Annotated in this window: 26 protein-coding genes; 7 read left to right on the top strand and 19 right to left on the bottom strand. The window is 64.6% G+C overall.

Translation table 11 applies throughout. The annotated features are described in order from the left end of the window. Window positions 1–15: 15 nt before the first annotated feature. From soxX to PVW46_RS04040, 3 genes are all read right to left on the bottom strand, one after another. Entirely contained in the window at window positions 16–492 is a 477-nt protein-coding gene (gene soxX / locus PVW46_RS04050) for a sulfur oxidation c-type cytochrome SoxX (protein WP_043144582.1), read from the bottom strand. 407 nt (window positions 493–899) lie between these two features. After that, entirely contained in the window at window positions 900–1,484 is a 585-nt protein-coding gene (locus tag PVW46_RS04045; RefSeq protein ID WP_069208136.1) for a thioredoxin family protein, read from the bottom strand. Between the two features lie 67 nt (window positions 1,485–1,551). After that, the gene (locus tag PVW46_RS04040) at window positions 1,552–2,289 is read right to left on the bottom strand and encodes a cytochrome c biogenesis CcdA family protein (protein WP_043144586.1); all 738 of its coding nucleotides are present in this window, start codon (window positions 2,287–2,289) and stop codon (window positions 1,552–1,554) included. Window positions 2,290–2,363: 74 nt separating this feature from the next. Between PVW46_RS04040 and PVW46_RS04035 the strand changes: the two genes are divergently transcribed. The 3 genes from PVW46_RS04035 to PVW46_RS04025 all read left to right on the top strand — a co-directional run bounded on the left by PVW46_RS04035 (window position 2,364) and on the right by PVW46_RS04025 (window position 4,265). Continuing rightward, window positions 2,364–2,747, top strand: a complete 384-nt coding sequence (locus PVW46_RS04035) for a thioredoxin fold domain-containing protein (RefSeq protein WP_069208135.1) — start codon at window positions 2,364–2,366, stop codon at window positions 2,745–2,747. Between the two features lie 14 nt (window positions 2,748–2,761). After that, a complete protein-coding gene (locus PVW46_RS04030; RefSeq protein WP_043144587.1) occupies window positions 2,762–3,106 on the top strand; it encodes an ArsR/SmtB family transcription factor in 345 nt (114 codons plus the stop codon). A 100-nt stretch (window positions 3,107–3,206) separates the two neighbouring features. Beyond that, on the top strand, window positions 3,207–4,265 hold the full coding sequence (locus PVW46_RS04025; protein ID WP_043144588.1) for a YeeE/YedE family protein: 1,059 nt from the start codon (window positions 3,207–3,209) through the stop codon (window positions 4,263–4,265). Between the two features lie 57 nt (window positions 4,266–4,322). Here PVW46_RS04025 and PVW46_RS04020 read toward each other — a convergent pair whose 3' ends face one another. After that, a complete protein-coding gene (locus tag PVW46_RS04020; protein ID WP_069208167.1) occupies window positions 4,323–4,910 on the bottom strand; it encodes a riboflavin synthase in 588 nt (195 codons plus the stop codon). 88 nt (window positions 4,911–4,998) lie between these two features. Here PVW46_RS04020 and PVW46_RS04015 point away from each other — a divergent pair, with 88 nt between their 5' ends. The 3 genes from PVW46_RS04015 to PVW46_RS04005 all read left to right on the top strand — a co-directional run bounded on the left by PVW46_RS04015 (window position 4,999) and on the right by PVW46_RS04005 (window position 9,575). Then, a complete protein-coding gene (locus tag PVW46_RS04015) occupies window positions 4,999–6,291 on the top strand; it encodes a capsule polysaccharide biogenesis protein (protein ID WP_069208134.1) in 1,293 nt (430 codons plus the stop codon). A gap of 95 nt (window positions 6,292–6,386) precedes the next feature. Further along, complete coding sequence (locus PVW46_RS04010) at window positions 6,387–7,532, top strand: polysaccharide biosynthesis/export family protein (protein ID WP_043144591.1); 1,146 nt, start codon at window positions 6,387–6,389, stop codon at window positions 7,530–7,532. A 30-nt stretch (window positions 7,533–7,562) separates the two neighbouring features. Beyond that, the gene (locus tag PVW46_RS04005) at window positions 7,563–9,575 is read left to right on the top strand and encodes a capsule polysaccharide biogenesis protein (RefSeq protein WP_274574785.1); all 2,013 of its coding nucleotides are present in this window, start codon (window positions 7,563–7,565) and stop codon (window positions 9,573–9,575) included. Between the two features lie 122 nt (window positions 9,576–9,697). Here the strand turns inward: PVW46_RS04005 and ribD are convergent, their stop codons facing one another. The 5 genes from ribD to PVW46_RS03980 all read right to left on the bottom strand — a co-directional run bounded on the left by ribD (window position 9,698) and on the right by PVW46_RS03980 (window position 14,207). After that, a complete protein-coding gene (gene ribD / locus PVW46_RS04000; protein ID WP_139132226.1) occupies window positions 9,698–10,798 on the bottom strand; it encodes a bifunctional diaminohydroxyphosphoribosylaminopyrimidine deaminase/5-amino-6-(5-phosphoribosylamino)uracil reductase RibD in 1,101 nt (366 codons plus the stop codon). Next, a complete protein-coding gene (nrdR, locus tag PVW46_RS03995) occupies window positions 10,798–11,265 on the bottom strand; it encodes a transcriptional regulator NrdR (protein WP_043144595.1) in 468 nt (155 codons plus the stop codon). Before nrdR ends, ribD begins: the two co-directional genes overlap by 1 nt. A 134-nt stretch (window positions 11,266–11,399) precedes the next feature. Next, window positions 11,400–12,938, bottom strand: a complete 1,539-nt coding sequence (locus PVW46_RS03990) for a zinc-binding metallopeptidase family protein (RefSeq protein ID WP_274574783.1) — start codon at window positions 12,936–12,938, stop codon at window positions 11,400–11,402. A gap of 2 nt (window positions 12,939–12,940) precedes the next feature. Beyond that, window positions 12,941–13,696 (bottom strand): DUF1353 domain-containing protein, encoded by a 756-nt coding sequence (locus tag PVW46_RS03985; protein WP_052244675.1) that lies wholly within the window; start codon window positions 13,694–13,696, stop codon window positions 12,941–12,943. An 88-nt stretch (window positions 13,697–13,784) separates the two neighbouring features. After that, a complete protein-coding gene (locus PVW46_RS03980; RefSeq protein WP_069208132.1) occupies window positions 13,785–14,207 on the bottom strand; it encodes a secondary thiamine-phosphate synthase enzyme YjbQ in 423 nt (140 codons plus the stop codon). A 90-nt stretch (window positions 14,208–14,297) separates the two neighbouring features. Between PVW46_RS03980 and yghX the strand changes: the two genes are divergently transcribed. Continuing rightward, window positions 14,298–15,206: a YghX family hydrolase gene (gene yghX / locus PVW46_RS03975; RefSeq protein ID WP_069208131.1), complete on the top strand. Its 909-nt coding sequence runs from the start codon at window positions 14,298–14,300 to the stop codon at window positions 15,204–15,206. Between the two features lie 38 nt (window positions 15,207–15,244). Here the strand turns inward: yghX and PVW46_RS03970 are convergent, their stop codons facing one another. The 10 genes from PVW46_RS03970 to PVW46_RS03925 form a co-directional block, all read right to left on the bottom strand. After that, window positions 15,245–15,580 (bottom strand): DUF1294 domain-containing protein, encoded by a 336-nt coding sequence (locus PVW46_RS03970; protein ID WP_274574779.1) that lies wholly within the window; start codon window positions 15,578–15,580, stop codon window positions 15,245–15,247. A gap of 17 nt (window positions 15,581–15,597) precedes the next feature. Continuing rightward, a complete protein-coding gene (locus PVW46_RS03965) occupies window positions 15,598–15,879 on the bottom strand; it encodes an HlyU family transcriptional regulator (RefSeq protein WP_069208130.1) in 282 nt (93 codons plus the stop codon). Between the two features lie 4 nt (window positions 15,880–15,883). Further along, window positions 15,884–17,869, bottom strand: a complete 1,986-nt coding sequence (gene rpoD / locus PVW46_RS03960) for an RNA polymerase sigma factor RpoD (RefSeq protein WP_043144601.1) — start codon at window positions 17,867–17,869, stop codon at window positions 15,884–15,886. Between the two features lie 125 nt (window positions 17,870–17,994). Further along, the gene (dnaG, locus tag PVW46_RS03955; RefSeq protein ID WP_069208129.1) at window positions 17,995–19,950 is read right to left on the bottom strand and encodes a DNA primase; all 1,956 of its coding nucleotides are present in this window, start codon (window positions 19,948–19,950) and stop codon (window positions 17,995–17,997) included. A 52-nt stretch (window positions 19,951–20,002) separates the two neighbouring features. Next, window positions 20,003–20,278, bottom strand: coding sequence for a hypothetical protein (locus PVW46_RS03950; RefSeq protein WP_069208128.1), 276 nt, complete (start codon window positions 20,276–20,278; stop codon window positions 20,003–20,005). 33 nt (window positions 20,279–20,311) lie between these two features. After that, window positions 20,312–20,863, bottom strand: a complete 552-nt coding sequence (locus PVW46_RS03945; protein ID WP_069208127.1) for a sarcosine oxidase subunit gamma — start codon at window positions 20,861–20,863, stop codon at window positions 20,312–20,314. Further along, a complete protein-coding gene (locus tag PVW46_RS03940; RefSeq protein ID WP_069208126.1) occupies window positions 20,856–23,792 on the bottom strand; it encodes a sarcosine oxidase subunit alpha family protein in 2,937 nt (978 codons plus the stop codon). Before PVW46_RS03940 ends, PVW46_RS03945 begins: the two co-directional genes overlap by 8 nt. Continuing rightward, window positions 23,782–24,048: a sarcosine oxidase subunit delta gene (locus PVW46_RS03935; protein WP_069208125.1), complete on the bottom strand. Its 267-nt coding sequence runs from the start codon at window positions 24,046–24,048 to the stop codon at window positions 23,782–23,784. Before PVW46_RS03935 ends, PVW46_RS03940 begins: the two co-directional genes overlap by 11 nt. 4 nt (window positions 24,049–24,052) lie before the next feature. Next, window positions 24,053–24,568, bottom strand: a complete 516-nt coding sequence (locus tag PVW46_RS03930) for a hypothetical protein (protein WP_069208124.1) — start codon at window positions 24,566–24,568, stop codon at window positions 24,053–24,055. A 19-nt stretch (window positions 24,569–24,587) separates the two neighbouring features. Continuing rightward, a partial coding sequence (locus PVW46_RS03925) for an FAD-dependent oxidoreductase (RefSeq protein ID WP_274574774.1) occupies window positions 24,588–25,088 on the bottom strand: 501 nt, incomplete at its 5' end.

Below are 25,088 nucleotides of genomic sequence, written 5' to 3'. Positions count from 1 at the left end.
CTCAGATAAACCCGGTCACTCTTCTTTGAGAGTCAGAAGGAAGGCGACCAAATCTTCGACGTCCTGCGCCGACAGGATCGGCGGCAGATCGCCCTCGGGGGCCTTGCCGGTGTATCCGTCACCCGGACGGATGAAACCGGAAGTCTTGTAGAATGCGGGCATAACGGTGCCCTCGAAAGTGTGCTTGGCGTTGGCCACGATGCCGCGCAGTTCCTCTGCGGTACGGGCCTCACCGGTCCAGGTCAGCTCGGGGCCGACTTCGCCCTGGAAGGGCACATCGGGAAGCTGAGCCACGGCGTGACAGGACACGCAGTTGCCCTTGGACTTGGTCGAAAACACCACAAGACCGTTGTCCGCATCGCCCGGCACACCTGTCAGGGATGCGTTCACTTCGCCGTATTCGCCGTACACAACGTCATCGGGGGCGACGGTTTCCGCAAATGCGGCACCGGCCACCAGGGCCACCGCTGCGGTGATTGCTGTAAGCCTCATGTTCCCTCCCTAGGCTTGCGACCCGACATTGAGATCGGACCTTCGCTCATCGCTATTAGCGTATACCGTAGGCCACAGGGTTGCACGAACGCAACAACAAATTCACGGATATGAATTATTGCTCCGTTTGGTCGCATGCCGCATTGGCCGCCAAAGCTGGGTCACCTGGCCTCCGGCCAAGGAGGATCTGAATTTTACCTATATTTTTCAAAAAGTTGCGCAATTCCGCGCCCGCCCAGCCCGGCATCTTCGCCAACGCTTTCCCAGCGCCTTAGGGTCATGGCGAGACGCAATCCTGGGTTGCACCCGCCTTTCTCTGCCCGTTTTCGAGGCAGTCGGTGTGGGTCACGCTCAGACCCACCCCGGAACGGTCAATTGCGACCATCGTCGAATCGATCCCGACAGTTTCAGTCGAACTTGCCGTTGTCGCGCTCCTGGATGCGGCGCGCGTGGTAGCGCTGGAAATCCTCGCCGGTCTCGTCGTAGATCTCGTAACGTTTCTCGGCCACCCAGGTGAACATGTCCAGCGACGTGCCCTTGGAGAAGGCACCCGGCATCACCGCGACCTGCGCGTCCATCGCGGTCATACCCTCGGGCACGTCCTCGGGCAGGAAAACGATGGTCGGGGTGAACAACACGCGCCACTTGCGGGCCATTTCCCGTTCCTGCAGCACCTCGCCGTCGAAATCCGTCACCTCGGTGCTGCCATGCAGGTTCAGCTGCACGACAAAGTAGTTCTCGGCGATAAACTCCGAAACCTCGGGGTCGGTGAAGACCTCCTCGTGCATCTTTTTGCAGTAGATGCAGCCACGCTGCTCGAAGAAGAGGACAAGCCGTTTGCCCTCTGCGTTTGCCTCGTCAAGATCCTCGCGCAGGTCCTTGAAAGTGTCGCGCATCCAGGGGTTCTTGTAGAGGCCGTCATCGCCCATCTGTTGCGCCGCCACCGGCAGCGCCATGAGCACGGCCAGGGCCGCGCCGATCCAGGTCTTCATCGCTTGTCTCCTCTCACTTTGCGCGGCCGGACCCTGACGGTCCCGCGACCGCGTACCAAAAATGCCGTCAGCTCAGCGATGTCCACGCCGGGAAGGTCTCGATCATCCACTGGGCGATGACGTTCACCGTATCCGTCGCGATGAGAATCGCAAACAGGATGAGCATCCCGCCCATCAGTTTCTCGACATATTGCAGCTTGTCCCGATGGCGTGCCGTCCACTTCAGGAACGGCCCCGAAAACAGCGCCGCGATGATGAAAGGGGCCGTCATGCCGATACCATAGACCAGCAGCAAAAGACCGCCGCGCCCGATGTCGCCCATCCCCGATGCGATCATCAGGATCGAGGCCAGCGCCGGCCCCACGCAGGGCGTCCAGCCAAAGCCAAAGGCCAGCCCCATCGCATAGGCGCCAAAGATCGTGGTCGGCTCGGCGCTGCTTTCGATCTTGGCCTCGCGGTACAACAGGCCAATGCGGATCACACCCAGGAAATGCAGCCCGAACAGGAACAGGACCGCGACCGCCACCCATTTCAGGTAGTCCATGTAGTCGGCAAAGGCCTGCCCCACTGCCGTCGCCCCCATCCCGAGCAGGACAAAGATCGTCGTCACGCCGGCGGCAAAGAAGACAGACGACAGGATCAGCCGCCGTTGCGCGCCGGGCGTGATTCCCGCGTCGTCGCGCAGCTCGGACATGGAAATCCCCGCCATGTAGCACAGGTAAAAGGGCACCATCGGCAGGATACAGGGTGTGAAGAAGCTTAACAGACCGGCAAATGCTGCGCCCGCGAATGAAATGTCGAGCACTGGTGGCGCCTTTCCTTGATCAATTCACATATTCAGATTAAGTTGTCCGTCAGGCCTGCGTCAATCGGTGCAACATGCGATCTTTCATATTTCTTCTGGTCACCTGCTTCGGGGTGGCCCTGTCCACCTTCCCTGCCCTGGCAAGCGAGTATCGCCTTGTCATGGTGGAACAGCCCGGCTGCGCCTATTGCGCGGCCTGGAACGACCAGATCGCGCCGGCCTACCCTAACACGGATGAAGGCAAATTCGCCCCGCTGGTGCGCGCCGACCTGCATATGGGCCCGCCCGAGGGCATCACCTATGCCCGCCGTGTGAACTTCACGCCGACCTTCATCCTTGTTAAAGGCGACGCCGAGATCGCCCGGATGGAAGGTTACGTGGGCGAGGATTTCTTCTGGCCGATCTTCGCCAAGCTTCTTGGCGAGCACACGGGTTTCGAGACAGCCGGCAAGGATTGAGGTGGAGCGGACGCATGGCACTTCCGGTACTGCATGACGATCTGACGGACGACGAGCTTGACGCCATCGTGGACAAGGCAACCGCCGCCTCGTCCTTTCTAAAGGCGATCAGCCACGAAGGGCGCCTGATGATCCTGTGCCATCTGGTCACGGGTGAGAAATCCGTGACCGAGCTGGAAGAACTGCTCTCCGCACGCCAGGCCGCCGTCAGCCAGCAGTTGTCACGCCTGCGGCTGGAAGGGCTGGTGGTGCCGCGCCGGGACGGCAAGGCGATCTACTACCGCCTGGCGGACGACAGGCCGCGAAAGATGCTGGAATGCGTCTACGACCTGTTCTGCCGCGACGACGACGAGGCCTGACGCCCGCGCGGCCAACGCATCGCGAGGACGCTTGCGCGGTTTCGGGGACACTTGCATAGTATGCGGGCCAGGTTTGGCGGGTCAGGAGGAGGGCCCGTGAATGATGGATTATCTGACCGAGTATCACCTGGTCGCCTTGGTGGGGCTGGCCACGGGTGTGCCCTTGGGGCTTGCTGCACGGCTTGGCCGCTTCTGCACCCTGGGGGCAATCGAGGACGCGCTTTATGGCGGGTCCACCGTACGGCTTCGGATGTGGGGCATGGCGATCGGGCTGGCGGTGCTGGGCAGCTTTGCCCTCATGGCCTCGGGTCTCCTGGCCGATACCGCGACCTACTACCTGTCGATCCGCTGGATGCCGCTGGCCTCGATCCTGGGCGGACTCGTCTTCGGCTACGGGATGGCGCTGTCGGGGATGTGCGGCTACGGCGCGATTGCCCGGCTGGGCGGCGGTGACCTGCGCAGTTTCGTGATCGTGCTGGTCATGGGCGTGGCAACCTTTGTCGTGCTCTCCGGCCCCCTGGCGCCACTGCGCGCGCTGGTTTTCCCGCAAGAGCCGGTCACGACCGAGGTGCCGCCGGGCATCGCGCACCAGCTGGCCGCGCTGAGCGGTATCTCGGTCAACCTGATCGGCATGGGGATCGGTGCCTTGATCCTGATCGGCTCCGCGGCATCGCGCGCGGTCTGGGAAAAGCCGTCAAAGGTGGCCTGGGCGGCGGCCGTGGGCCTCGCCGTGGTGGGCGCCTGGGCGGGCACATCCTGGGTGGCCCGCACCGGGTTCGAGGCGCTGCCGGTGGTGTCCCACAGCTTTGCCGCCCCGCTGGGCGATACGATCCTGTGGTGGATGACCGGATCTGCCCGCCCCCTGAGCTTTGCGGTAGGCTCTGTGGCGGGCGTCTGGGCCGGGGCCTTCATCGGCTCGCTCTTCAAGGGACACTTCCGCTGGGAGGCCTGCGAGGACCCCAGGGAACTGCGCCGCCAGATCATCGGCGCGGCCCTCATGGGCGGCGGCGCGGTCATTGCCCTGGGCTGCTCCATCGGCCAGGGGCTCAGCGCCTTTTCCGTGCTGGCCATCTCGGCGCCCGTGACCTTTGCCGCGATCTTTGCCGGGGCGGCGCTGGGTCTGCGGCAACTGATCGTGGGATTTCAGCCGGCGGAGTGATCCGGCGTCTGGAGTCCCGTATCGCTCATTGCCGGTCAGAGGCGGTTCAGAACGCGCTCAACCCCATTCCTGCAGGCGCGCAACATAGCGCGCCAGCGTGTCGATCTCGAGGTTGATGCGGTCGCCCACCTTGATCCCGCCCCAGGTCGTCACCTCCTTGGTGTGCGGGATGAAATTGATGCCGAAATCGCGACCGTCGACTTCGTTCACCGTGAGGGACGTGCCGTTCAGCGCAACCGAGCCCTTGGGCGCGATGAATTTCGCCAGTGCCTCGGGCGCGCGAAAGGTCACGCGGGTGCTGTCACCCTCGTCCACCATGGCCACGACCTCGGCGACACCATCGACATGGCCGGACACGATGTGCCCGCCCAGTTCGTCGCCCACCTTGAGCGCGCGTTCCAGATTGATCCGCATGCCCTCGGCCCAGTCTCCGATATTGGTCTTGGAGACGCTCTCGGCCGAGATGTCGACGTCGAACCAATCGTCGCCCAGGCCCACGACGGTCAGGCAGACACCATTGCAGGCGATAGAAGCCCCCATGTCGATACCAGCGGTGTCATAGGATGTGCCGATGCGCACACGCAGGTCGCCGCGGTGCTCCAGCGTCCGAACAGTGCCCATGTCTGTGACGATGCCTGTGAACATGCCTTGCCCTTTCCCGGCCTTCAAAGCCTTATTTTCGTCGAACTCGCGCGGTAGAACTTTGCTCAGCAACCGGACATATAGCGGCATCATGGTCAAGGCAACTGGCGACAAACGGGTCTTTCTGTTCCTTCAGGGACCGCACGGGCCGTTCTTTCACCGGCTCGGCGCCATGCTGCGCAAGACCGGTGCCGAGGTCTGGCGCGTGGGCTTCAACGCCGGTGACCGCGCCTTCTGGTTTCACCCGAAAAGCTACCTGCCCTATCGCGGCATCCCCGATGAGTGGCGCCGCTGGTTTTGCGACCTCGTCGAGGCGCGCGGCATCACGGACATCGTGCTATACGGCGACGTGCGGGCGATCCACGCCCAGGCCGTCGAAGAGGCCAAGGCGCGCGGGTTGACGGTGCATGTCTTCGAGGAAGGTTACATGCGGCCCTACTGGGTCACCTATGAACGCGGAGGTTCGAACGGGCATTCGCGGCTGATGCGGATGAGCGTGGATGACATGCGCCGGGCGCTCGAACTGTCGGACATGGAGGCGCCGCTGCCTCCGGCCCATTGGGGCGACATGCGCCAGCACATCTTCTACGGCGCGCTGTACCACTGGTTCGTGATGTTCCGGAACGGGGAGTATCGCAACTTCCAGCCGCACCGCTCGCTCAGCGTGTTCCAGGAATTCGTGCTGTATTTGAAACGTCTGCTGCTGATGCCTTTCGGCTGGGCGGATCGCGTGATCGCGACCACGCGCATCCGCATGGGCGGATTTCCCTATCACCTGGCTCTGATGCAGCTGGAACATGATTCCAGCTTCCAGCAGCACTCTCCGTTCGACACGATGCCCGATTTCGTCGACCTGGTAATCGCGGGCTTTGCCGAGGGCGCGCCGGGCCACCATCACCTGGTGTTCAAGGCCCATCCGCTGGAAGATGGCCGCGCGCAGGTGCGCCGTGCCGTGGCGCAATCGGCGCGGAAACACGGGGTGGCCGACCGGGTGCACTACGTCCGCGGTGGCAAGCTGGCGCAACTCCTGAACGATGCCCGCAGCGCGGTGACGGTCAATTCCACCGCAGCCCAGCAGGTTCTGTGGCGTGGCATACCGATCAAGGTCTTCGGCGACGCGGTCTACGCCAAGCCAGAGTTCGTCTCGACCCAACCCCTGCCGGACTTTTTTGCATTGCCCACACGGCCGGACAACAAGGCCTACAAGGACTACCGGCGCTACCTGCTGGAAACCTCGCAATTGCCCGGCGGTTTCTATTCGGCACGCGGGCGGCGACAGCTGCTGCGGCAGGTTGTCGACATGATGCTATCGCCCGACGATCCCTATGATGCCCTGTCCCGTGGCACCGCGGCGCCGAGGCAACAGTTGCGCGTCGTGCACTGACGCTCCGGCAACCCCGGACTGGCTTTTTTGGCCGGACTCCGGTAGGTTGCACAAAAAACCTGAGGCAGAACAAAACAGGTCGAGGAGACCGAGCAGTGAAACAACCCCCTCTCCGGTGGGCGCGTGGAGTCGCGCTCCTGGTCGCGGTATCGCTTGTGGCGTCCTGCGGCCTTCCCCGCGTTGGCCCCAACAAACGCGAAATTTTTGCCGGATCGGTTCAGCGCGAGGGTGACGCCTTCATCGTTTCCGTAAACGACCGCGTGACGCGCGCGACCTCTGTTGTTCCGGCGCTGGGGTTTACCGAAGCGTTCAAGAACGCAGGCGTTCTGGGCTCTGACACGATCCGCCCGGGCGATACGCTGGGCCTGACCATCTGGGAAAACGTCGATGACGGCCTGCTGGCCGCCGAGGCTGCCAATTCCACCATCCTCGAAGAGGTGCAGGTGGATGGCGCAGGCTTCATCTTTGTCCCCTACGCCGGGCGCATTCGCGCCGCGGGCAACACGCCCGAACGCATCCGCCGGATCATCACCGAACGGCTCGAAGACCAGACCCCCGATCCGCAGGTCGAGGTGCGCCGCGTCGCGGGCGACGGATCGACCGTCAGCCTGGTGGGCGCCGTGGGCGGCCAGGGCGTCTATGCCATCGAACGGCCGACGCGCACCCTGTCGGCCATGCTGGCCCGCGCGGGCGGCATCTCCATCGATCCTGAAATCGCACAGATCACCGTCCTGCGCGGCGACCACAAGGGCAAGATCTGGTTCCAGGACCTCTACGAGAACCCCAAGTTCGACATCGCCCTGCGCGGTGGCGACCGCATCCTTGTCGAGGAGGACACCCGGTCCTTCACCGCGCTGGGGGCCACCGGCACCCAGGCGCGTGTGCCCTTTGACAGCCAGGTCATCTCCGCTGTTGAGGCAATTGCCCAGGTCGGCGGGCTGATGGCCGCCGCCGCGGACCCGACCGGCGTTTTCGTCCTGCGCAACGAACCTGCGGAGGTGGCCAACCAGGTGCTTGGCCGCGACGACCTGATCGGAGCGCAGCGCATGGTCTACGTCCTGGACCTGACCGAACCCAACGGCATGTTCATGGCGCGGGACTTCGTGATCCGCGACCAGGACACGCTGTACGTCACGGAGGCGCCCTTTACCCAGTGGAACAAGGTGATTGCCGCCCTGACGGGTACGCTGGGCGCGGTCAGCACGCTGACCACTGCCGCAGACACGCTGTCGGGTGAATGAGCCGCCTTGGCCAACGGACACATTGAAACGGTGAGCGCCGGGGGCCCCAGCCCCCGGCGTTTGCACGTCTACAATGGCGGGTTTCTCTGGCAGAGCCGGTTGCGCCGCATCCTCGGGCTGGCTGGCTATCGCGTGACCCTTGGTCGACCCGGCCCCGAGGACCTTGTGGGCGTCTGGGGCCAATCGCCCTACGCGCATCGAGGCGAGACCGTGGCCAAACGGACTGGGGCCGGCCTGGTCAGGATCGAGGATGGCTTCTTGCGCTCACTGCACCCCGGTCGCGCCGGAGAGCCGCCGCTGGGCCTCTTGATCGACCATCGCGGCGTGCATTTCGACGGGCGCAGGCCATCCGACCTTGAAACCCTGCTGAATACGCATCCCCTGGACGATACCGCGCTTCTGGACCGGGCGCGGGGCGTCATGGCGCGCATGCAAGAGGCTCATCTCAGCAAGTATTCCGCCACCCGGCTGGACGTCGACCCGCCCGAGCCGGGCTATGTGCTGGTGATCGACCAGACGCGCGGCGACGCCTCAGTCCGGGCCAGCGGGGCGGATCGCGCACGGTTTCTCGAGATGCTTTTCGTCGCGAGAGAGGAAAACCCCGGCGCGCGCATCGTGCTGAAGACTCATCCGGAAACCGGCGCGGGCTACCGCCCCGGGCACTACACGCCAGAGGACGCGGGCGGAGAGGTTACGCTTTATGATGGCCCCGCCTCGCCCTGGTCCCTGCTGGAGGGGGCCACCTCGGTCTATACCGTCTCGTCCCAGATGGGGTTCGAAGCGATCCTGGCAGGGCATCGTCCGCGCGTGTTCGGCCTGCCCTTCTACGCGGGCTGGGGACTGACACAGGATGAAGAGGTCATCCCGCGCCGTACTGCCCGGCTGACACGCGCGCAGCTGTGTGCCGGGGCACTGATCCTCTACCCCCACTGGTACGATCCGCATAGCGATCAGCTGTGCGAAATCGAGGATACCCTTGGCGCGCTCGAGGCACAGGCCCGCGCATGGCGCGAGGACAGGGCCGGCTGGGTCGCCTCCGGCATGCGCCTGTGGAAAAGGCGACATTTGCAGAAATTCTTTGGGCGCCAAAAGCGGATACGCTTCGAAGATGATGTGTGCAGAGCAGGGGATATCGCCAACCGGGAGGGACGTGCCCAGATGTGTTGGGCCGGCAAGGCGAGCGGAGAAACCGTACGAGTCGAAGATGGCTTTCTCAGATCGCGCGGTTTGGGGGCCGATCTGGTCCCACCGCTGTCCCTGGTGCTGGATTCCAGGGGAATCTACTACGATCCGACCCGTGCTTCGGACCTCGAAGGCTGGGTTCAAAAACGTGCCACTGGACTGCGACCCGACCAGACACGACGTATCCACAGGCTGATCCAAACTCTCGTCACGGATAACTTGTCCAAATACAACCTGTCCGGTTCCCTGCCCGATCTACCCGCAGGCCGCCGCATTCTGGTGCCGGGACAGGTCGAGGACGACGCCTCCATTCTATCGGGCAGCCCGGACGTCCGCCGCAACGCCGATCTTCTGGCGCGCGCACGCCTGGAAAATCCTGATGCGGTGATCCTGTGGAAACCCCATCCGGACGTTGAGGCCGGTTTGCGAACCGGCGTCGTCGACAATCCGGACCGCTGGGCCGACGTGGTCCTGGACCGATGTGATATCGGGGCACTCCTGCGCGAGGTCGATGAGGTCTGGACCATGACCTCGCTCACCGGGTTCGAGGCGCTCTTGCGCGGATGCCAGGTGGTGACACTGGGCGCGCCTTTCTACGCGGGGTGGGGTCTGACGCGGGACATCGGCCCGGTGCCGGCGCGCCGGCTGCATGGTCCACGCCCCACGCTCGAGGCGCTGGTTCATGCGACGCTGGTCGATTATCCCCGCTATTTCGATCCGCTGACAGGTTTACCCTGCTCCATAGAATGCACCGTCAATCGCCTGAAAACCGGCAGGATTCCCTCTTCGGGTCCGGCGAACCGAATGCTGGCGAAACTGCAGGGCGCGCTGGCCAGCCACGCGGATCTCTGGCGGCGTTAAGGCTTTGTTACAGTTAAGTGACATATTCGCCTGATAAAAAGTTATTTTCAGACTTATCCACATGCGGATGACCCTTGGTCAACAAGGTGCAGCCGCAATTAACCTTCTGTTAACACTTTGGATTACGCGCTCTGACGCCGGCGCCAGACGTGTCGGATATCCGCCCCAGCACCCACAACATCCACAAGGTCGAAACGCGGCGCCTCGTCCAGGCGCGCCACCCCCAGGGCACCGATGCCCGGATAGCCCTCGGCCCCCAGCGCCATGCCCGCGGTGAAGACCTGCAGCTCGTCCACCAGGTCATGCAGCAAGAGCGACGCGGCAAGCTGTCCGCCGCCCTCGCAGAAGACCCGCGTCAGCCCCTCTGACCCCAGCGCGCGCAACATGGCCAGCGGATCGATACGCCCACCAGAGATCTGGCAAGGCAGCAGACGGGCGCCGACCCCCTCCCAGGCGGTCTTCAATTCACTGCGCGCCTCGGGTCCGTGGCAGAGCCAGAGCGGCACGTCACGGGCACTTTGCGCAAGCTGGCTCATCAAGGGCACGTCGATCAGCCGCGAGACGACGACGCGCACCGGTTGGCGCCTGTCGCCAAAGCCGCGCACCGTCAGCTGGGGATCATCGGCCCGCGCGGTGCCCGCGCCGACCATCACCGCGTCATGGCTGGCGCGCAGGGCGTGAACCGCGCGGCGGGCCTCAGGGCCCGTGATCCACTGGCTTTCGCCGGTCGCCGTGGCGATGCGCCCGTCCACCGTCATGGCCAGTTTCAAGGTCACCCAGGGACGTCCCTGGGCGATCCGCAGGAAAAAGCCCGCGTGGTCCGAGAGGGCCTGTTCAGCGCCAACGCCGGTCGTGACCTCGACGCCATGCTGGCGCAGGTAGCCAAAGCCCTGTCCGTCCACCCTTGGGTCGCTGTCGGCGATGGGTGCCACCACACGGGCGATCCCCGCCTTGGCAAGCGCTTCGCAACAGGGCGGCGTCGCGCCATGATGCGCACAGGGTTCCAGGGTGACATAGGCGGTAGCGCCCTGTGCCGCCGCGCCGGCCATCGCCAGTGCCTCGGTTTCCGCATGGGGTCTGCCGCCCGGCGCGGTCCAGCCACGCCCGACGACCCGGCCCTCGCGGACTATGACGCAGCCCACTGCCGGATTCGGCGAGCATTGCCCCATGCCGCGACGGCCCAGCGCCAGCGCATGGGCCATGTGGCGCCGATCGTCGGATATCACTTCTCGGCCTGGGTTTCTGGACGCAGCTCGCTGACGAACTTGTCAAAATCGTCCGCGGCCTGGAAATTCTTGTAGACGCTGGCAAAACGCACATAGGCGACGGTGTCGATCCGGGCGAGCGTCTCCATGACGATTTCGCCGATCATCTTCGACGGGATGTCGGTTTCACCCATGCTTTCCAGCCGCCGCACGATGCCGGAAATCATCTGGTCGATGCGCTCGGGGTCTATCGGGCGTTTCTGCAGCGCAATCCGGATCGAGCGTTCCAGCTTGTCCCGGTCGAAATCCTCGCGCCGTCCGTTCGTCTTGATGACAACGAGATCCCGCAACTGGACCCGCTCGTAGGTGGTGAAACGACCGCCGCAGGCGGGGCAAAACCTGCGCCGCCGGATCGAAACGTGATCCTCTGCCGGGCGTGAGTCCTTCACCTGGGTGTCGATATTTCCGCAAAACGGGCAGCGCATGGGCCCATCCCCTCGTTTTTCTTGGTGTTCCTGCCTCTGGTCATGGGGTTTGCCCCCACTTATCCACAGCCACTATAGGTCAGCCGCCATAATTTGGGTAGAGGGGATTTGACGCCGCTAGATAAAGCCTGCGCTCAGCCCGGGATATGCCAGTGCCGCCCGCGCGCCGTGGTAACATATTCAGGCCAGGGCAGATCGACCGGTGCCGGGTAGTCGGCCAGCGGCGGGATCGGGTTCGCTGCTCGGCGCTCCTCGAACTCTGTCCAGCAGGTTGCGCGCGCGGTTTCGTCCGTCAGCAGGCGCAGCGCCGTGCGCGACAGTACGCGGCCAGCGGTCTGCACGCTCGGGTCGATCAGTTGAGGGATGCCGCCAAGCGCATTCATTGCCCAGGGCGGATAGGGGCCGCCGCGCAGCGCCGGGCGGCCGATGTAGATCCGAGCCGTGGGCGCGTGCCAGCACATGTCGGTGTAATCGTCCGAAGTGCTGTTCAGCTGGGCGGGCGGCAGATCCCGGCGCAGGATCGCCTCTGCCTCTTGAGGTGCGATGAGACGGGTGCATTCGGGGATCAGCGGATCGTCCGTGGCCTCTGCCCCGCAGGCGGTCTGGACCTGACGCGCCAGGTCCAGCGCCTCTGTGCTGTAGTCCGGTGCCCCGACGTCCTGCAGAGCCTCCCAGGCGAGCTCGGCCAGGGCATGGCTGGGCAGACCGGGGCGAGACTTGCTGACCCAGATCTTTTCCACGGTGCAGCCGGTCACCTGCGCCACATGCTCGGCCAGCCGGTCCAACTGGGCGGTGATCTGGTCGGCCATCTGCAGGTCGGGCACACGCATCAGGTACTGCAGGTCGGCCTGCCGTGCGGGGAGGTTGTCCGCCGTCGCCTGCCCCGTCGACAGGATCGCCTCAGACACGGACCAGCCGCCCCGATGCGGCAGCATCGACTCCCGCAGGGAGCGGCCCATCTGATACATCATGACCAGCGCGTCGTTTGCGCCCGGCGCGCGCACGTCGGAATGACTTTGCGGGATCGGCGGCGCCCCGTCACCGCCCTGCATCCAGGTCTGCGGCGCCTCGCAACGAAAGCGGTAGACAAAGGCATAGGCCGCACCGCAATGGGTGTCCCAACGGACGGTGTTGCACAGCGGCAGCATGTAGAACGGATGCCAGGACAGCATCGCCGCCAGCCCGTCATAGTATCCCGCCGCCGCATGTAGCGGTTTCGAGCCGCGCACCTTTTCCGCCGGCTCGCCCGTGATCTGCAATCCGCCCGGGATGCCATGTGCCTGCATCGCCGCCTTGGTGGCCAGGACACCCGCCAGCGCCCCCATGCCAAGGGCCGAATGCGGATCGGTATGGCCAGCGGCCAAGGGGCCCAGGCCCTCGCGCGGGGCCTCCCAGGGCACTGGGGCCTGGCAATTGGCCGGCACCGCGTCGTATTCGGCATACATGCCGATCATCGGGCCATCGCCCTGCGACCAGCGCGCGCAAAAGGCGGTGGGCATCCCGGCCGAGCCTTCTTCGACCTCGAACCCCTCTTCGCGCAGCCGGGCGACGTACCATTCGGCCGAGCGATATTCGCGCCAGGCCGGTTCGCCATAGTCGAAAATCCGTGCGCACCAGGCCGAGAGATCCCCGGCATGGTCCGCGATCCAGCGGTCCGCTGTGTCTTTGCTCACGTTCAGAACTTCCTTGGGTCGGACGCCTCGCGCAGGTAGGCGGGTATGGTCTGCGCCTCCCCCGATAGCAGCAACTGGCCCCGCTCTTCCATCCATTGCTCGATTTCCTCGGGCGTGGGATCGGCCAGCTCGATCCATTCCAGGCACCATTCCATTTCCTGCAACAGCACCTCGTCCGGGATATGCGCCAAGGAAACGTCCGGCTCATTCCAGCGCGGGCCGCCCAGGAAGACGGCGGCATACATGATCTTGGCCTTCTTGGGGGGCGTCCCGTTGACCAGCAGCGCCTCGTAGAACATGCGATGAACCTCGCGCCAGCCGCGCTGGCGATAGGTGGACAGCTCCTCGTTGCCGACACCGCAATAGGCGTCGTGCAGGGCCGCCGCCATCAGGTACTCGCGGCTTTGCCGATCACCGATCAACGGCGCGAAGATCACCGGGATGGTGGCACCGTCGGTCAATGTCTGCGGCGGCGCCGTCCAGGTGTCGCCACTGGCGTCGATGAAGTCGATCTGTGCCCGTGTCGGCAGGAAAGCGTGGTGAAAATTCTCGATGAAGACCGGCTCTCCGGCCATCTGAAGCGGTCCGCCGATGAACCGGCACAGGCGGTCACGGCTTTCAACCTCGAGGCAGGTCGAGGCCTTGGCCGCCGCGCTGCGGGCCAGGTATTCAGGCACACCAATCACCGCCCCGGCCCCGCCTGCGACGAGCAGGAGGCCAACGGCGAAAAGCGCCCGACCTTTCGTCTTGCGTTGCATGAGTTCAATCCCGGTTACGGTCTGGAAAACCTATCAGGTTTGAACCGCAGTCTACCAGCGCGACCCCCCGGAACAATGGCGGAAAACCTCACCCGCCGATGTGGGCCAGAACCTCGCGCCGGTGCGGGGCGTCCCGGTGTTCGAAAAGGTAGATGCCCTGCCAGGTACCCAGCCCCAGCCGCCCCTGCACCACGGGGATGGACAAGCTGACCGGCAAGAGCGCGGCCTTGATATGGGCGGGCATATCGTCCGGCCCCTCGCAGCGGTGGGTCAGGTAGTCCATTTCGGGTGTGTCTGCGCGTGGCACCAATCGGGCGAAATAGGCATCCAGATCGCGCCGCACATCCGGATCGGCGTTTTCCTGGATCAGCAGGCTTGCCGAGGTATGGCGCAGGAACAGGGTGCACAGCCCCTCTTGCGCCCCGACAGCGGCGGCCCATTGCGTCACCTCTTCGGTGAATTCATACAGTCCGGCACCCCCTGTCCGGATGATGAAGCTTGTCTGCGGCATGACCTTCCCCGGCGTAATGACCCGCCTATCTTAGTGACATCCGGCCGCCGGAACCGCAACGGCCCGGCCCGGATCACAGGGAGCCTTGCCATGAACGACCAGACACTGCCGCGCCGGATGACGGCCGCGGATTTCGACCAGGAATTGCTGGACCTCTATGATTTTTACGCCCACGGGCGCATCACCAAGCGCGAGTTTCTGGACCGCGCCGGGAAATTCGCCGTTGGCGGGCTGACCGCGGCCGCGCTGCTGAACATGCTATCACCGAACTATGCCCTGGCCGAGCAGGTCAGTTTCAACGACCCCGACATCACCCCGGAATACATCGAGTACCCGTCGCCAAACGGGCACGGGTCGGTGCGCGGCTACCTGGTAAAACCGGCCAATGCCACCGGCCCGCTGCCAGCGGTGGTCGTCGTACATGAGAACCGCGGGTTGAACCCTTATATCGAAGATGTTGCGCGCCGGGTGGCCAAGGCCGGATTCATCGCCCTCGCGCCGGACGGACTGTCCAGCGTCGGCGGCTATCCGGGCAATGACGCCGACGGGCGCGAGCTGCAGCGCACGGTGGACCGCGAGAAATTGATGAACGACTTTTTCGCTGCCTATGAATTCATGGCCAGTCACGATGACACCACGGGCAAGGTCGGCTGCGTCGGGTTTTGCTACGGTGGCGGCGTCTGCAATGCGCTGGCTGTGGCCTACCCGGAGCTGGGCGCCTCCGTCCCGTTCTACGGTCGGCAGGCGGCTGTCGAGGACGTCCCGCGGATCCAGGCGCCGCTCTTGCTGCACTATGCCGAACTGGACGAGCGCATCAACGAAGGCTGGCCCGCCTACGAGGCCGCGCTACAGGAACACGGCAAGACCTATACCGCCCATATCTACCCCGGCGTGAACCACGGTTTTCACAATGACTCGACCCCGCGCTACGACGAGGCAGCTGCGGAATTGGCCTGGGAGCGCACCATAGCCTTCTTCAACGCGCATCTGACGACCTGAAGAGAGCGGGCCGGAAGCCGACCTTGGCGCCGGCCCGATTAACCCGTCAACGCGGCCTGCAGCCAGCTTCGACTGGACGGCATCGCCAAAAGCACCGCCAAAGCCATGTGCAGCATGCAGATCGCGTTCAGCACGAAGGCGAAAGGTTGCTTGTTCGTCTTGTGACGGAATACCCGCTGGCCGATCTTGGCACCGATGGAGCCTCCAACAGCTGCGAACGTCAGCAGGGTTCTCTCTGACACGCGCCAGCGACCGCGTCGTGCGCGCGTCTTGTCCAATCCGAAGAGGCAGAACGCAAGCAGGTTCAAAAGTAAAAACGGGCCGAGAAGACCCTGAACAGAGCCCACTGCCCCAGTCATTGCGTCGAGGTTCATACCGTCCCGGTTTGACTTCAGTCGAACAGTCGAATGCCCATTTGGTCAATCATCTGTTTCGCTTTCCGGACAGAGGCCTCTTCGGCCTCATCCCGATCGCGGATCATGTCCGCACGGATCAACTGGTGCGTCCGGGGTTCACCGTTCACCTCGCCTTCGATCAGGGCACCAATGCGAAATTGGCCACCTTCCGCCGCCGGTTGCGGCGTGATCCGAAAGCCTTCGTACTCCACAGTCTGAGCGGCGGGCGTTTCCGCCCCGCCGCCATTGCCGCCAAACAGTCTTTTCAGCAGCGACATACGCCTACTGGTCCAGGAAGCTGCGCAGCTTGCGCGAGCGCGACGGGTGTTTGAGCTTGCGCAGCGCCTTCGCCTCGATCTGGCGGATCCGTTCCCGCGTCACGCTGAATTGCTGGCCCACTTCCTCCAGCGTGTGATCGGTGTTCATGCCGATGCCAAAGCGCATACGCAGCACCCGTTCCTCTCGCGGCGTCAGCGAGGACAGCACGCGGGTCGTAGTTTCCTTCAGGTTTTCCTGAATGGCGGAATCCAGCGGCAGAATCGCGTTCTTGTCCTCGATGAAATCGCCCAGCTGGCTGTCTTCCTCGTCGCCGATCGGCGTTTCGAGAGAGATCGGTTCCTTGGCGATCTTCATCACCTTGCGGACCTTTTCCAGCGGCATCTGCAGCTTTTCGGCCAGCTCTTCCGGTGTCGGCTCGCGGCCGATCTCATGCAGCATCTGGCGGCCGGTGCGGACCAGCTTGTTGATCGTCTCGATCATGTGGACCGGAATACGGATCGTGCGGGCCTGGTCGGCGATGGACCGGGTGATCGCCTGACGGATCCACCAGGTCGCGTAGGTCGAGAACTTGTAACCGCGGCGGTACTCGAACTTGTCCACGGCCTTCATCAGGCCGATGTTGCCTTCCTGAATGAGATCAAGGAATTGCAGCCCGCGGTTGGTGTATTTCTTGGCGATGGAAATCACGAGCCGCAGGTTGGCCTCGACCATCTCTTTCTTGGCCTGCCGCGCTTCCTTTTCGCCCTTTTGCACCTGGTTCACGATGCGGCGGAATTCGCTGATGTCCAGACCGACGTACTGGCCGACCTGTGCCATGTCCGCGCGCAGTTCCTCGACCTTGTCCGAGGACCGGTCGATGAACATCTGCCAGCCGCGTCCGGATTTCTGCGACATGCGCTCCATCCAGTTGGGGTCCAGCTCGTGGCCACGGTATTCCTCGACGAATTCGCGACGGTTGATGCGGGCCTGGTCGGCCAGCTTCACCATCGCGCTGTCGATCGACATGATGCGCTTGTTGATCCCGTACAGCTGGTCGATCAGCGCCTCGATCCGGTTGTTGTGCAGGTGAAGACCGTTCACCAGCTCGACAATCTCCGAACGCAGCTTTTGATAGCGCGCCTCGTCGTCGGCTGAGAAAGAGCCGTCCTCGTTCAGGGTCGCCGAGATCCGGCTGTCCTGCATCTCGGCCAGTTCCTCGTAGTCGCGGGCGATACGGTCGAGCGTTTCCAGCACGCGCGGCTTGAGCGCGGTTTCCATCGCTGCAAGCGACATGTTCGCCTGCTCGTCGTCGTCGTCGTCGTCTTCCTTGGCGATGGGGTTGCCGTCGGCGTCGTACTCCGGCTCATCGCTCTTGGGCTTGGCCGAATTTTCGACGTTCCCGGTATCGACCACCGGTTCTTCGACCTCTCCATCCTCGCCCATCTGGCCCGAGAAGGTGGTTTCAAGGTCGATCACGTCGCGCAGCAGAATGTCCTCGGACAGAAGTTCGTCGCGCCAGATCGTGATCGCCTGAAAGGTCAGAGGGCTCTCGCAGAGGCCCAGGATCATCGTGTTCCGGCCCGCCTCAATGCGCTTGGCAATGGCGATTTCGCCCTCGCGGCTCAGCAGTTCGACGCTGCCCATCTCGCGCAGGTACATGCGCACGGGGTCGTCCGTCCGGTCGAGCTTTTCCTGCCCGCCCGAAGACAGCGCAACCTCGCCGGCCTTCTTGGTCTCGACCAGTTCGGTCGACCCCTTGTTGTCGTCCTCTTCCTGTTCTTCTTCCTCGGTGACCTGGATGCCCATTTCAGAGAGCATCGACATCACATCCTCGATCTGGTCGGACGAGACCTGATCGGGCGGCAGAACCTGGTTGAGTTGATCGTAGGTGATGTAACCGCGCTCGCGCGCTTCGGCGATCATCTTCTTGACCGCCGCCTGGCTCATGTCGAGGCTGATTTCCTCTTCCTGATCTTCGGACTTTACGTCTTCGTTGTCCTTGGCTGCCATGCGGCTCTCCTGATGAGGGGCTCGGGAACGGGGGGCGATTCGATAAACCGACTCATTAGCGCGATTCGGTGATTCGCACACCCGTCTAACCATATTTCTTTACCAGTTCGTCACCAATTCGCTGCTTATTTGCGGCTTTTGTCGAAGCGAATCTGTGACAGGAGCGAATCAAACGCACTGCGTTCCTCGCGGTCGATCGGGGCCCCGTTGGGGCCAATGTCATATTCGGCGTCATCCTCGTCGCGACGGCGTCCGGCCTGTGCGCGCACGCGCGCGGCCTCTGCCAGGCGCCAGGTCAGCGCCTCGTCGGCCCGCGCCTCGAGGTCTTCCTGGGCTTCCTTCAATTCCAGCTTCCAGCCGTCCTGCGCGGCCAGCTTGGCCAGTTCCTCTGCAACCGTCAGCCGGGCAAGCTCGGCGTTTCCGGGTGCCCGGATACAGGGCACCACGGCCACATGGCGTCCGGACCGCAGGTTTTCAAGGGCTTCGGGGCCAAGCGCGGCCTCGACCACGTCCAGCATTCCGTCGCTGTCACCCAGACCACGCAAGATCGCGTCGCGCAGGGCGGCCAGTTCGCCGTCGGCACAGGCCATGTCCTCCAGCTGGCCCTCGAAATCCTCGGCAATCTCGGGCGCAGACAGGATTGCCGCCAGGATCACCTCCTGGCGCAACCGCCGCTCGCCCTCTTCTCCGCCAGAGGCCAGCAGCGATGCCTTGGCACCCGGGGTCGGCACGGCGGGAGCCTGCTGTTGGAAACGCCCCCCACCCCGAAACGGACGGTCTGGCCGGGGCGGTCGTGCCGGGCGGAAGGCGTGGTAGCGCAATTCCTTGAGCGCCTCGCCGTAGTGATGGCGCAACGTGGGGTCCTGGATCTTGCCGATCCGGCTCCGCAGTGCCTTGTCCAGCGCGGCACGGCGCTCGGGACTGTCCAGCACCAGCCCGTCGGTTTCCTGCCGCCAGAGCAGTTGCACCATCGGCAAAGCCCCTTCCAGCACCTTGGCCAAGGCCTCTGGCCCCTCGGCACGCAACAGATCGTCGGGGTCCTTGCCCTCGGGCATGATGGCAAAGCGCAGTCCCTTGCCCGCCTCCAGCAGCGGCAGGGCCAGGTCGATGACCCGATAGGCCGCGTTCAGGCCCGCCTTGTCCCCGTCCAGCGCGATCACCGGCTCGTTGGAGACCCGCCACATCTGCTGAAGCTGCGGTTCGGTCACGGCGGTGCCCAGCGGAGCGACAGAAGCTGTGAACCCCGCCTCGCTCAGCGCGATCACGTCCATATAGCCCTCGGCCACGATCAGCCGCTGCCCCCGGCCCGCTGCCTCGCGGGCTGGCTTGAGGTTGAACAGGTTGCGCGACTTGTCGAACAGCTCGGTTTCCGGCGAGTTGAGGTATTTCGCGTTGTCGTTCGGATCCATCGCCCGCCCGCCAAAGGCGATGGCCCGCCCCCGCCCGTCGCGGATCGGGAACATGATGCGGTTGCGAAAGACGTCATAGGGCGCGCGCCCCTTGTCAGAGGCACGGACCAGTCCGGCCCCCAGCAGCAGGTCGACCTCGACACCCCGTCCCGTCAGCGCCTGGCGCAGGTTCTCCCATCCGGGCGGGGCAAAGCCGATTTCCCAGCGTTCAAGCGCCGCCTCGTCCAGGCCCCGCCGCGCCAGGTAGGCGCGCGCTTCGGCCCCTGCCCCGGTCTTGAGCTGCAGACGGAAGAACCCCACCGCCTGCTCCATGACCTCGCTCAGCAGGGTCCGGCGGTCCGCCTTTTCCTGAGCACGCGGATCCTGCTTGGGCACTTCCATCCCGGCCTCCTGGGCCAGGATCTCGATCGCCTCAATGAAGCTGACATTCTCTGTCTCGCGAACAAAGGAAATCGCGTCTCCCTTGGCGTGACAGCCAAAGCAATAGTAATAGCCCTTGCGGTCATCCACATGAAAAGACGCGGTTTTCTCATGATGAAAGGGACAAGGCGCCCAGAGGTCGCCCTTGCCCTGGTTCGATTTCCGATTGTCCCACAACACCTTGCGGCCCACCACCTGCGAAAGGCTGGTGCGGTTGCGCAACTCGTCAAGGAATCCGGGGGGGAGGCTCATGCCTCTCAATATCGTTCAGCGATGCCCGGAAGCAAGGGCTCTCAACCGGCGATCAGAGTGCCTCACATTGGGCACGCGCGGCCTTGCCCACGTCGGGGGTCAGCTGCGCCTCTGGCAGCAGAAAGATGAAATCCACCAGCTGCCCGGCAGCATCCTTGCCCATTTCCCGGGTCATGGTGCGGCGCACCTTTGACTTGCTGTCTCCGTCCAGGCGGGCCTGTACTGCCGTGTTGAACCAGGTCTCTGTCTGGACGCATTTGTCGGCGTCCTGCGCCACGGCGGTGGACGCTCCGAACCCGAGAACAGCGATCATGACCAATGCGCGCATGGCGGTATCCTTTCTGCCAGACTGAACTGGGTTCTAGCCCGCGGCCCGCCGCCCGGCAACCGAGGCCATGACATCGGCAATTTCATGCGCAAGCGTCCGTGCCATCGATCGGAAGCACATGATCTGCAGGCCCTCGGCCCGGCGGCTGATCGAGACCGTCATGTGCTGGCAGAGCGTCCGCGCCGCGGAACCTTCGGGAAAAGCGGCGGGGCGCAGGTCGATGGGGACAAGGCGGGCCAGCACGTCTTCGGTATCCTCACCGGCCAGCAGGACAACCGCCCAGGCATCGGATTGGTCCGTCATGGCGGCATGGTCTGCCAGCGCTGGATCCGGGTCGGGCCCCATCAGGAACGCCTGGTCTCTTGCCGTCCAGAGACAGGTCGCGCCCTCGGTCTGGGTCACCCTGCCCGGCGCAGGAAACCCAAGCCCATGTGCGCGCTCCAACGCCGCAGAGAGCGCCGCCCCCTGCCCCCCGAACGGCATCAGAGAAGTGATCCGCCCCGGGTCCAGTTCGCTCAGCGTCACACTGCCCTTGCGCAGCGGCAACAGCCCACTGCAGGGCGTCAGAGCCGTCAGATCAACCACGCAACCGCCCTCCATCCTCGTCAAAGGCCACCGGATCGGTCACGATACAGGTCTCTTCGATGCCTCGGACATGATCCACCATCCTGATCTCCTCGCCATGCCGCGCGCGTCCGTTCCTGAGAAATCCCAGCCCCAGGAAAGTGCCCAAGGACGGCGAGAACCCGACCGAGGTGATATAGCCCAAATCGTTGACCCGCACCGCATCGGCCCCCTTGTCGAAAAGATGCGCCCCGGCAGTCAGCTCGCGCCCCGTGGTCACCGGCCTCAGGCCCACCAACTGTTCGCGGTCATCCTCGACCATGCCCGGGCGCGCGGCCAGCGCCTTGCCGATACAGTCCTTCCTGGCCGAGACCATGCGCGCAAAGCCGATGTCAAAGGCGGTCGTGCGTCCGTGGATCTCGGCATGGGTGATGTGGCCCTTCTCGATCCGCAACACGTTCAGGGCCTCCATCCCGTAGGGCCCGCCGCCCAGAGTTTCGGCCCGGCCCAGCAGTACCTCGAAAAGGCTGGCGCCGTAACGCGCGGGCACTGCGATCTCATAGGCATGTTCGCCGGAAAAGCTGATCCGGAACAGCCGCGCCGCCAGGCCACCGATACTGACCGGACCGCATTGCATGAAAGGAAAGCTGCCGTCATCGATCGGATGGTCCAAGAGCCCGTTCAGCAACTCGCGCGACTTTGGTCCGGCCACGGCAAACTGGGCCCATTGCTCGGTGACCGAGATGAACCGAACATCCATCGCGCCACAGTAGGCCTGCCGCACCCAGTCAAGATGTTTCATCACCTCGCCCGCGGCGGCGGTGGTCGTGGTCATGACCCACTGGTTTTCCGTGAGCCGAGCGGTGGTGCCGTCGTCCATCACATGCCCGTCCTCACGCAGCATCAGCCCGTAACGCACGCGCCCCGGCTTCAGCGTCGAGAAGGTGTTGGTATAGACAAAATCGAGGAATGCACCCACGTCGCGCCCCTGCAGGTCGATCTTGCCCAGGGTCGAGACATCGCAGATGCCCACGCTCTCACGCACCATCTTCACCTCGCGGTCGCAGGCTTCGCGCCATGTCTTTTCGCCCGGTTGCGGGAAATAGGAGGGACGATACCAAAGCCCCGCCTCCACCATCGGTGCGCCGCGCGCCACGCTGGCCTCGTGCGAGGTGGTGAACCGCTGCGGGGCGAACCCCTTGCCCTGCGACCCGGCCCCCATCGCGGCAATGGAAACCGGCACATAGGGCGGGCGAAAGGTTGTCGTCCCCGTCTCGGGAATGTCGCGGCCCGTGGCGTCCGCAAGGATCGCCAAAGCCTGCACGTTCGAGCTCTTGCCCTGGTCGGTGGCCATGCCCTGCGTCGTGTAACGCTTCATGTGCTCAACGCTGCGATAGTTCTCGCGCGCAGCCTGCTTGACGTCCTTCACGGTCACGTCGTTCTGAAAATCCAGCCAGGCGCGGCCCTTGCCCGGCACCGCCCAGAGACGGCGCACATGGTATTCGGCATCCTCCGCCGCCGGGATCACCGGCAGTTCGCCGCTGAATCCCAGCGCCTGCGCCGCCTCCCGCCCTGCCTCGGCGCCTTCGCGCAGGCAGGCCAAGGTAGAAAAGGTGCCGCGCGCGGCCCCGGCCACGGTCATCCCTGGCACCGCGCCCTCGCGCGGGACAAAACCCGCGATGCGGTCGTCCCAGACGGGTCGCCCGTTCAGATGGCAGGTCAGGCTCACGGCAGGGTTCCAGCCGCCCGAAACGCCCAGCGCATCGGCCTGCACCCGCTTGAACGCGCCCTGCGGCCCGATCAGGTCCACGGCCTCTAGCCCCTTGGCGCCATGCGCCCGCGCAACCTGCCAGCCCGGGTAGAACGGCACGTCCCCCGCCATGTTTTCCGCGTCGTGGCGACTGTCGACCAGAGCCACGACCTCCAGCCCTGCCAGATGCATGTCCCGCGCCGTCCGATGCGCGTCATCGTTGTTGCCAAAGACCGCCACGCGGCGCCCCGGCGCCACGCCCCAGCGGTTCAGATAAGCGCGCAACGCCCCCGCCATCATCACGCCGGGCCGGTCGTTATCGCGAAAGGCGATGTGCCGCTCCAGCGCGCCGGAGCACAGTACCGCGCGCCTTGCCGCGATCCGCCAGAAACACTCGATGGGTGCATCGCCCGGACCGGCCAGGTGCTGCGCGACCCGTTCCAGCGCCCCAAAAGTGCCGCCATCGTAGGCGCCGGTCACGGTGGTGCGCGGCATCAGGCGGACGTTTTCCATCGTCGCCAGTTCTCCGGCCAGGGCGGTGGCCCATGTCGCGCCCGGATCGCCATCGACAGTCTCGTCCTCGGCCTGCAACCTCCCGCCGAAACAGCAATCCTCGGAGGCTAGGATCACCTCCGCCCCGGCCCGCGCCGCCGTCAGCGCCGCCATCAGACCCGCAGGCCCGCCACCGATCACCAGCACGTCGCAGAAGGCATAGGCCTTTTCATAACGGTCAGCATTGGGTTTGCCCGACAACGCCCCCAGCCCGGCGGCCCGCCGGATCATCGGTTCGTAAAGCTTTTCCCAGAAGCTCTTGGGCCACATGAAAGTCTTGTAATAGAACCCGGCCCCAAAGAAGGGCGCAGCCAGGTCGTTGACTCCCAGCACGTCGAAATCGAGCGAGGGCCAGCGGTTCTGGCTGACCGCCTCCAGCCCCTCGTAAAGCTCCTGCACGGTGGCACGGGTGTTCGGATCGGCCGCTGCGCCGCTGCGCACCGTGACCAGCGCGTTGGGTTCCTCGGACCCGGCAGTCAGCACCCCGCGCGGGCGGTGGTACTTGAAGCTGCGCCCCACCAGGCGCACGTCCGCCCCCATCAACGCCGAGGCCAGCGTATCCCCGGCAAACCCGCCGAAAGCCTTGCCGTCAAAGGTGAAATTCACCGGGCGGTTGCGATCCACCCGGCCTTTGCCGTCAATCCGCATCGACACGCTCCACCAGATCGACCGAAAACACCTCATGCGTGACCGTGTCACGCTCCACCACGAGCCACGATGTGCACCCGACCTCGTGATACCAAAGCTCGCGCGTGCGCCCTGCCGGGTTGTCGCGCAGGTGCAGCCAGTCGGCCCAGTCCTGCACAGGCGCGGTGGGATCGGGCCGCGCCAGCATCGCGGCATCGCCCTGGTAGTAGAACTCGCGCCGGTCACGGTCGCCGCATATGGGACAGGTCAATCGCATGGCGTCACATCCCCGAACAATCAGAGGCGTCTGCGCGGTAGAGCCGGTAGCTGACCCATTGGCCGGGGACCTCGGCCATGTCCATCACGCCCCCGCATTCACCGGTATTGCCGACCACCATGTACCGCGTCCGGAGCACCATGCCCTGTGCATCCTGCTTCGTGACTTCCATCCGGCCACCGTCGCATTCGACCTGGCAGAGCGGCGCGCCACTCTCGGTGCCGCAGATCAGGAACTGCTGCAACCGCGCGCCAACCCAGGGCGCCCCCCGCGCATGGCCCTGGTTGGCGGGCACCACCTCGATCCGCGCCTCGCGCGCGACCTCGGTCATCCAGGGCCCAACCCAAAGCCGCACTGCCCGCACGACCTGTGCCGGCTGGTCCCGCAAATGCGCGTCGGTATAGAACCGCGTGTAGCAGCCCGGGCGGATGTCCTCGGCCGTCACCGGCGCCGCCGCAAGGGCGACCATCCCCGCCAGCGCGATCCCTTGCAGCTTCTTCTTGGCCAAAATACCCATCATCCGCCCTTTCGATCCGCGCCTAGTGCAGGTTGTGCTGCGCGCCCGTCCCTTCTTCGTCCATGATCCCGCGCCCGGTGCTGAACCGGTCCAGCCGGAACCGCGCTGCCGGGTCGTGGTGCCGATCCTGCGCGATCAGATGCGCAAAGGAAAATCCCGAGCCCGGCACCGCCTTGAACCCGCCGTAACACCAGCCGCAATTCAGGTAGAGGCCATCGATCCCGGTCCTGTCGATGATGGGCGAGCCGTCTGGCGACATGTCCATGATCCCGCCCCAGGATCGCAGAACCCGCGCCTTGCCGATCATCGGCATCAGTGTCATCGCCGCCTCCATCACGTGTTCCTGCATCGGCAGATTGCCCCGCGCCGCGTAAGACGCGTAGAAATCCAGGTCGCCGCCAAAAACCAGCCCGCCCTTGTCGGACTGGCTGATATAGAAATGTCCCATGCCGAAGGTCACGACATGGTCGATACAGGGTTTCAGCCCCTCCGTGACAAAGGCCTGCAGGACATGGCTTTCGAT

Source organism: Mameliella sp. AT18 (assembly GCF_028807275.1).
Taxonomy (GTDB): domain Bacteria; phylum Pseudomonadota; class Alphaproteobacteria; order Rhodobacterales; family Rhodobacteraceae; genus Antarctobacter; species Antarctobacter albus.
Note: the sequence above shows the minus strand (reverse complement) of the source record. Positions and strands in the feature narration are given on the sequence as shown.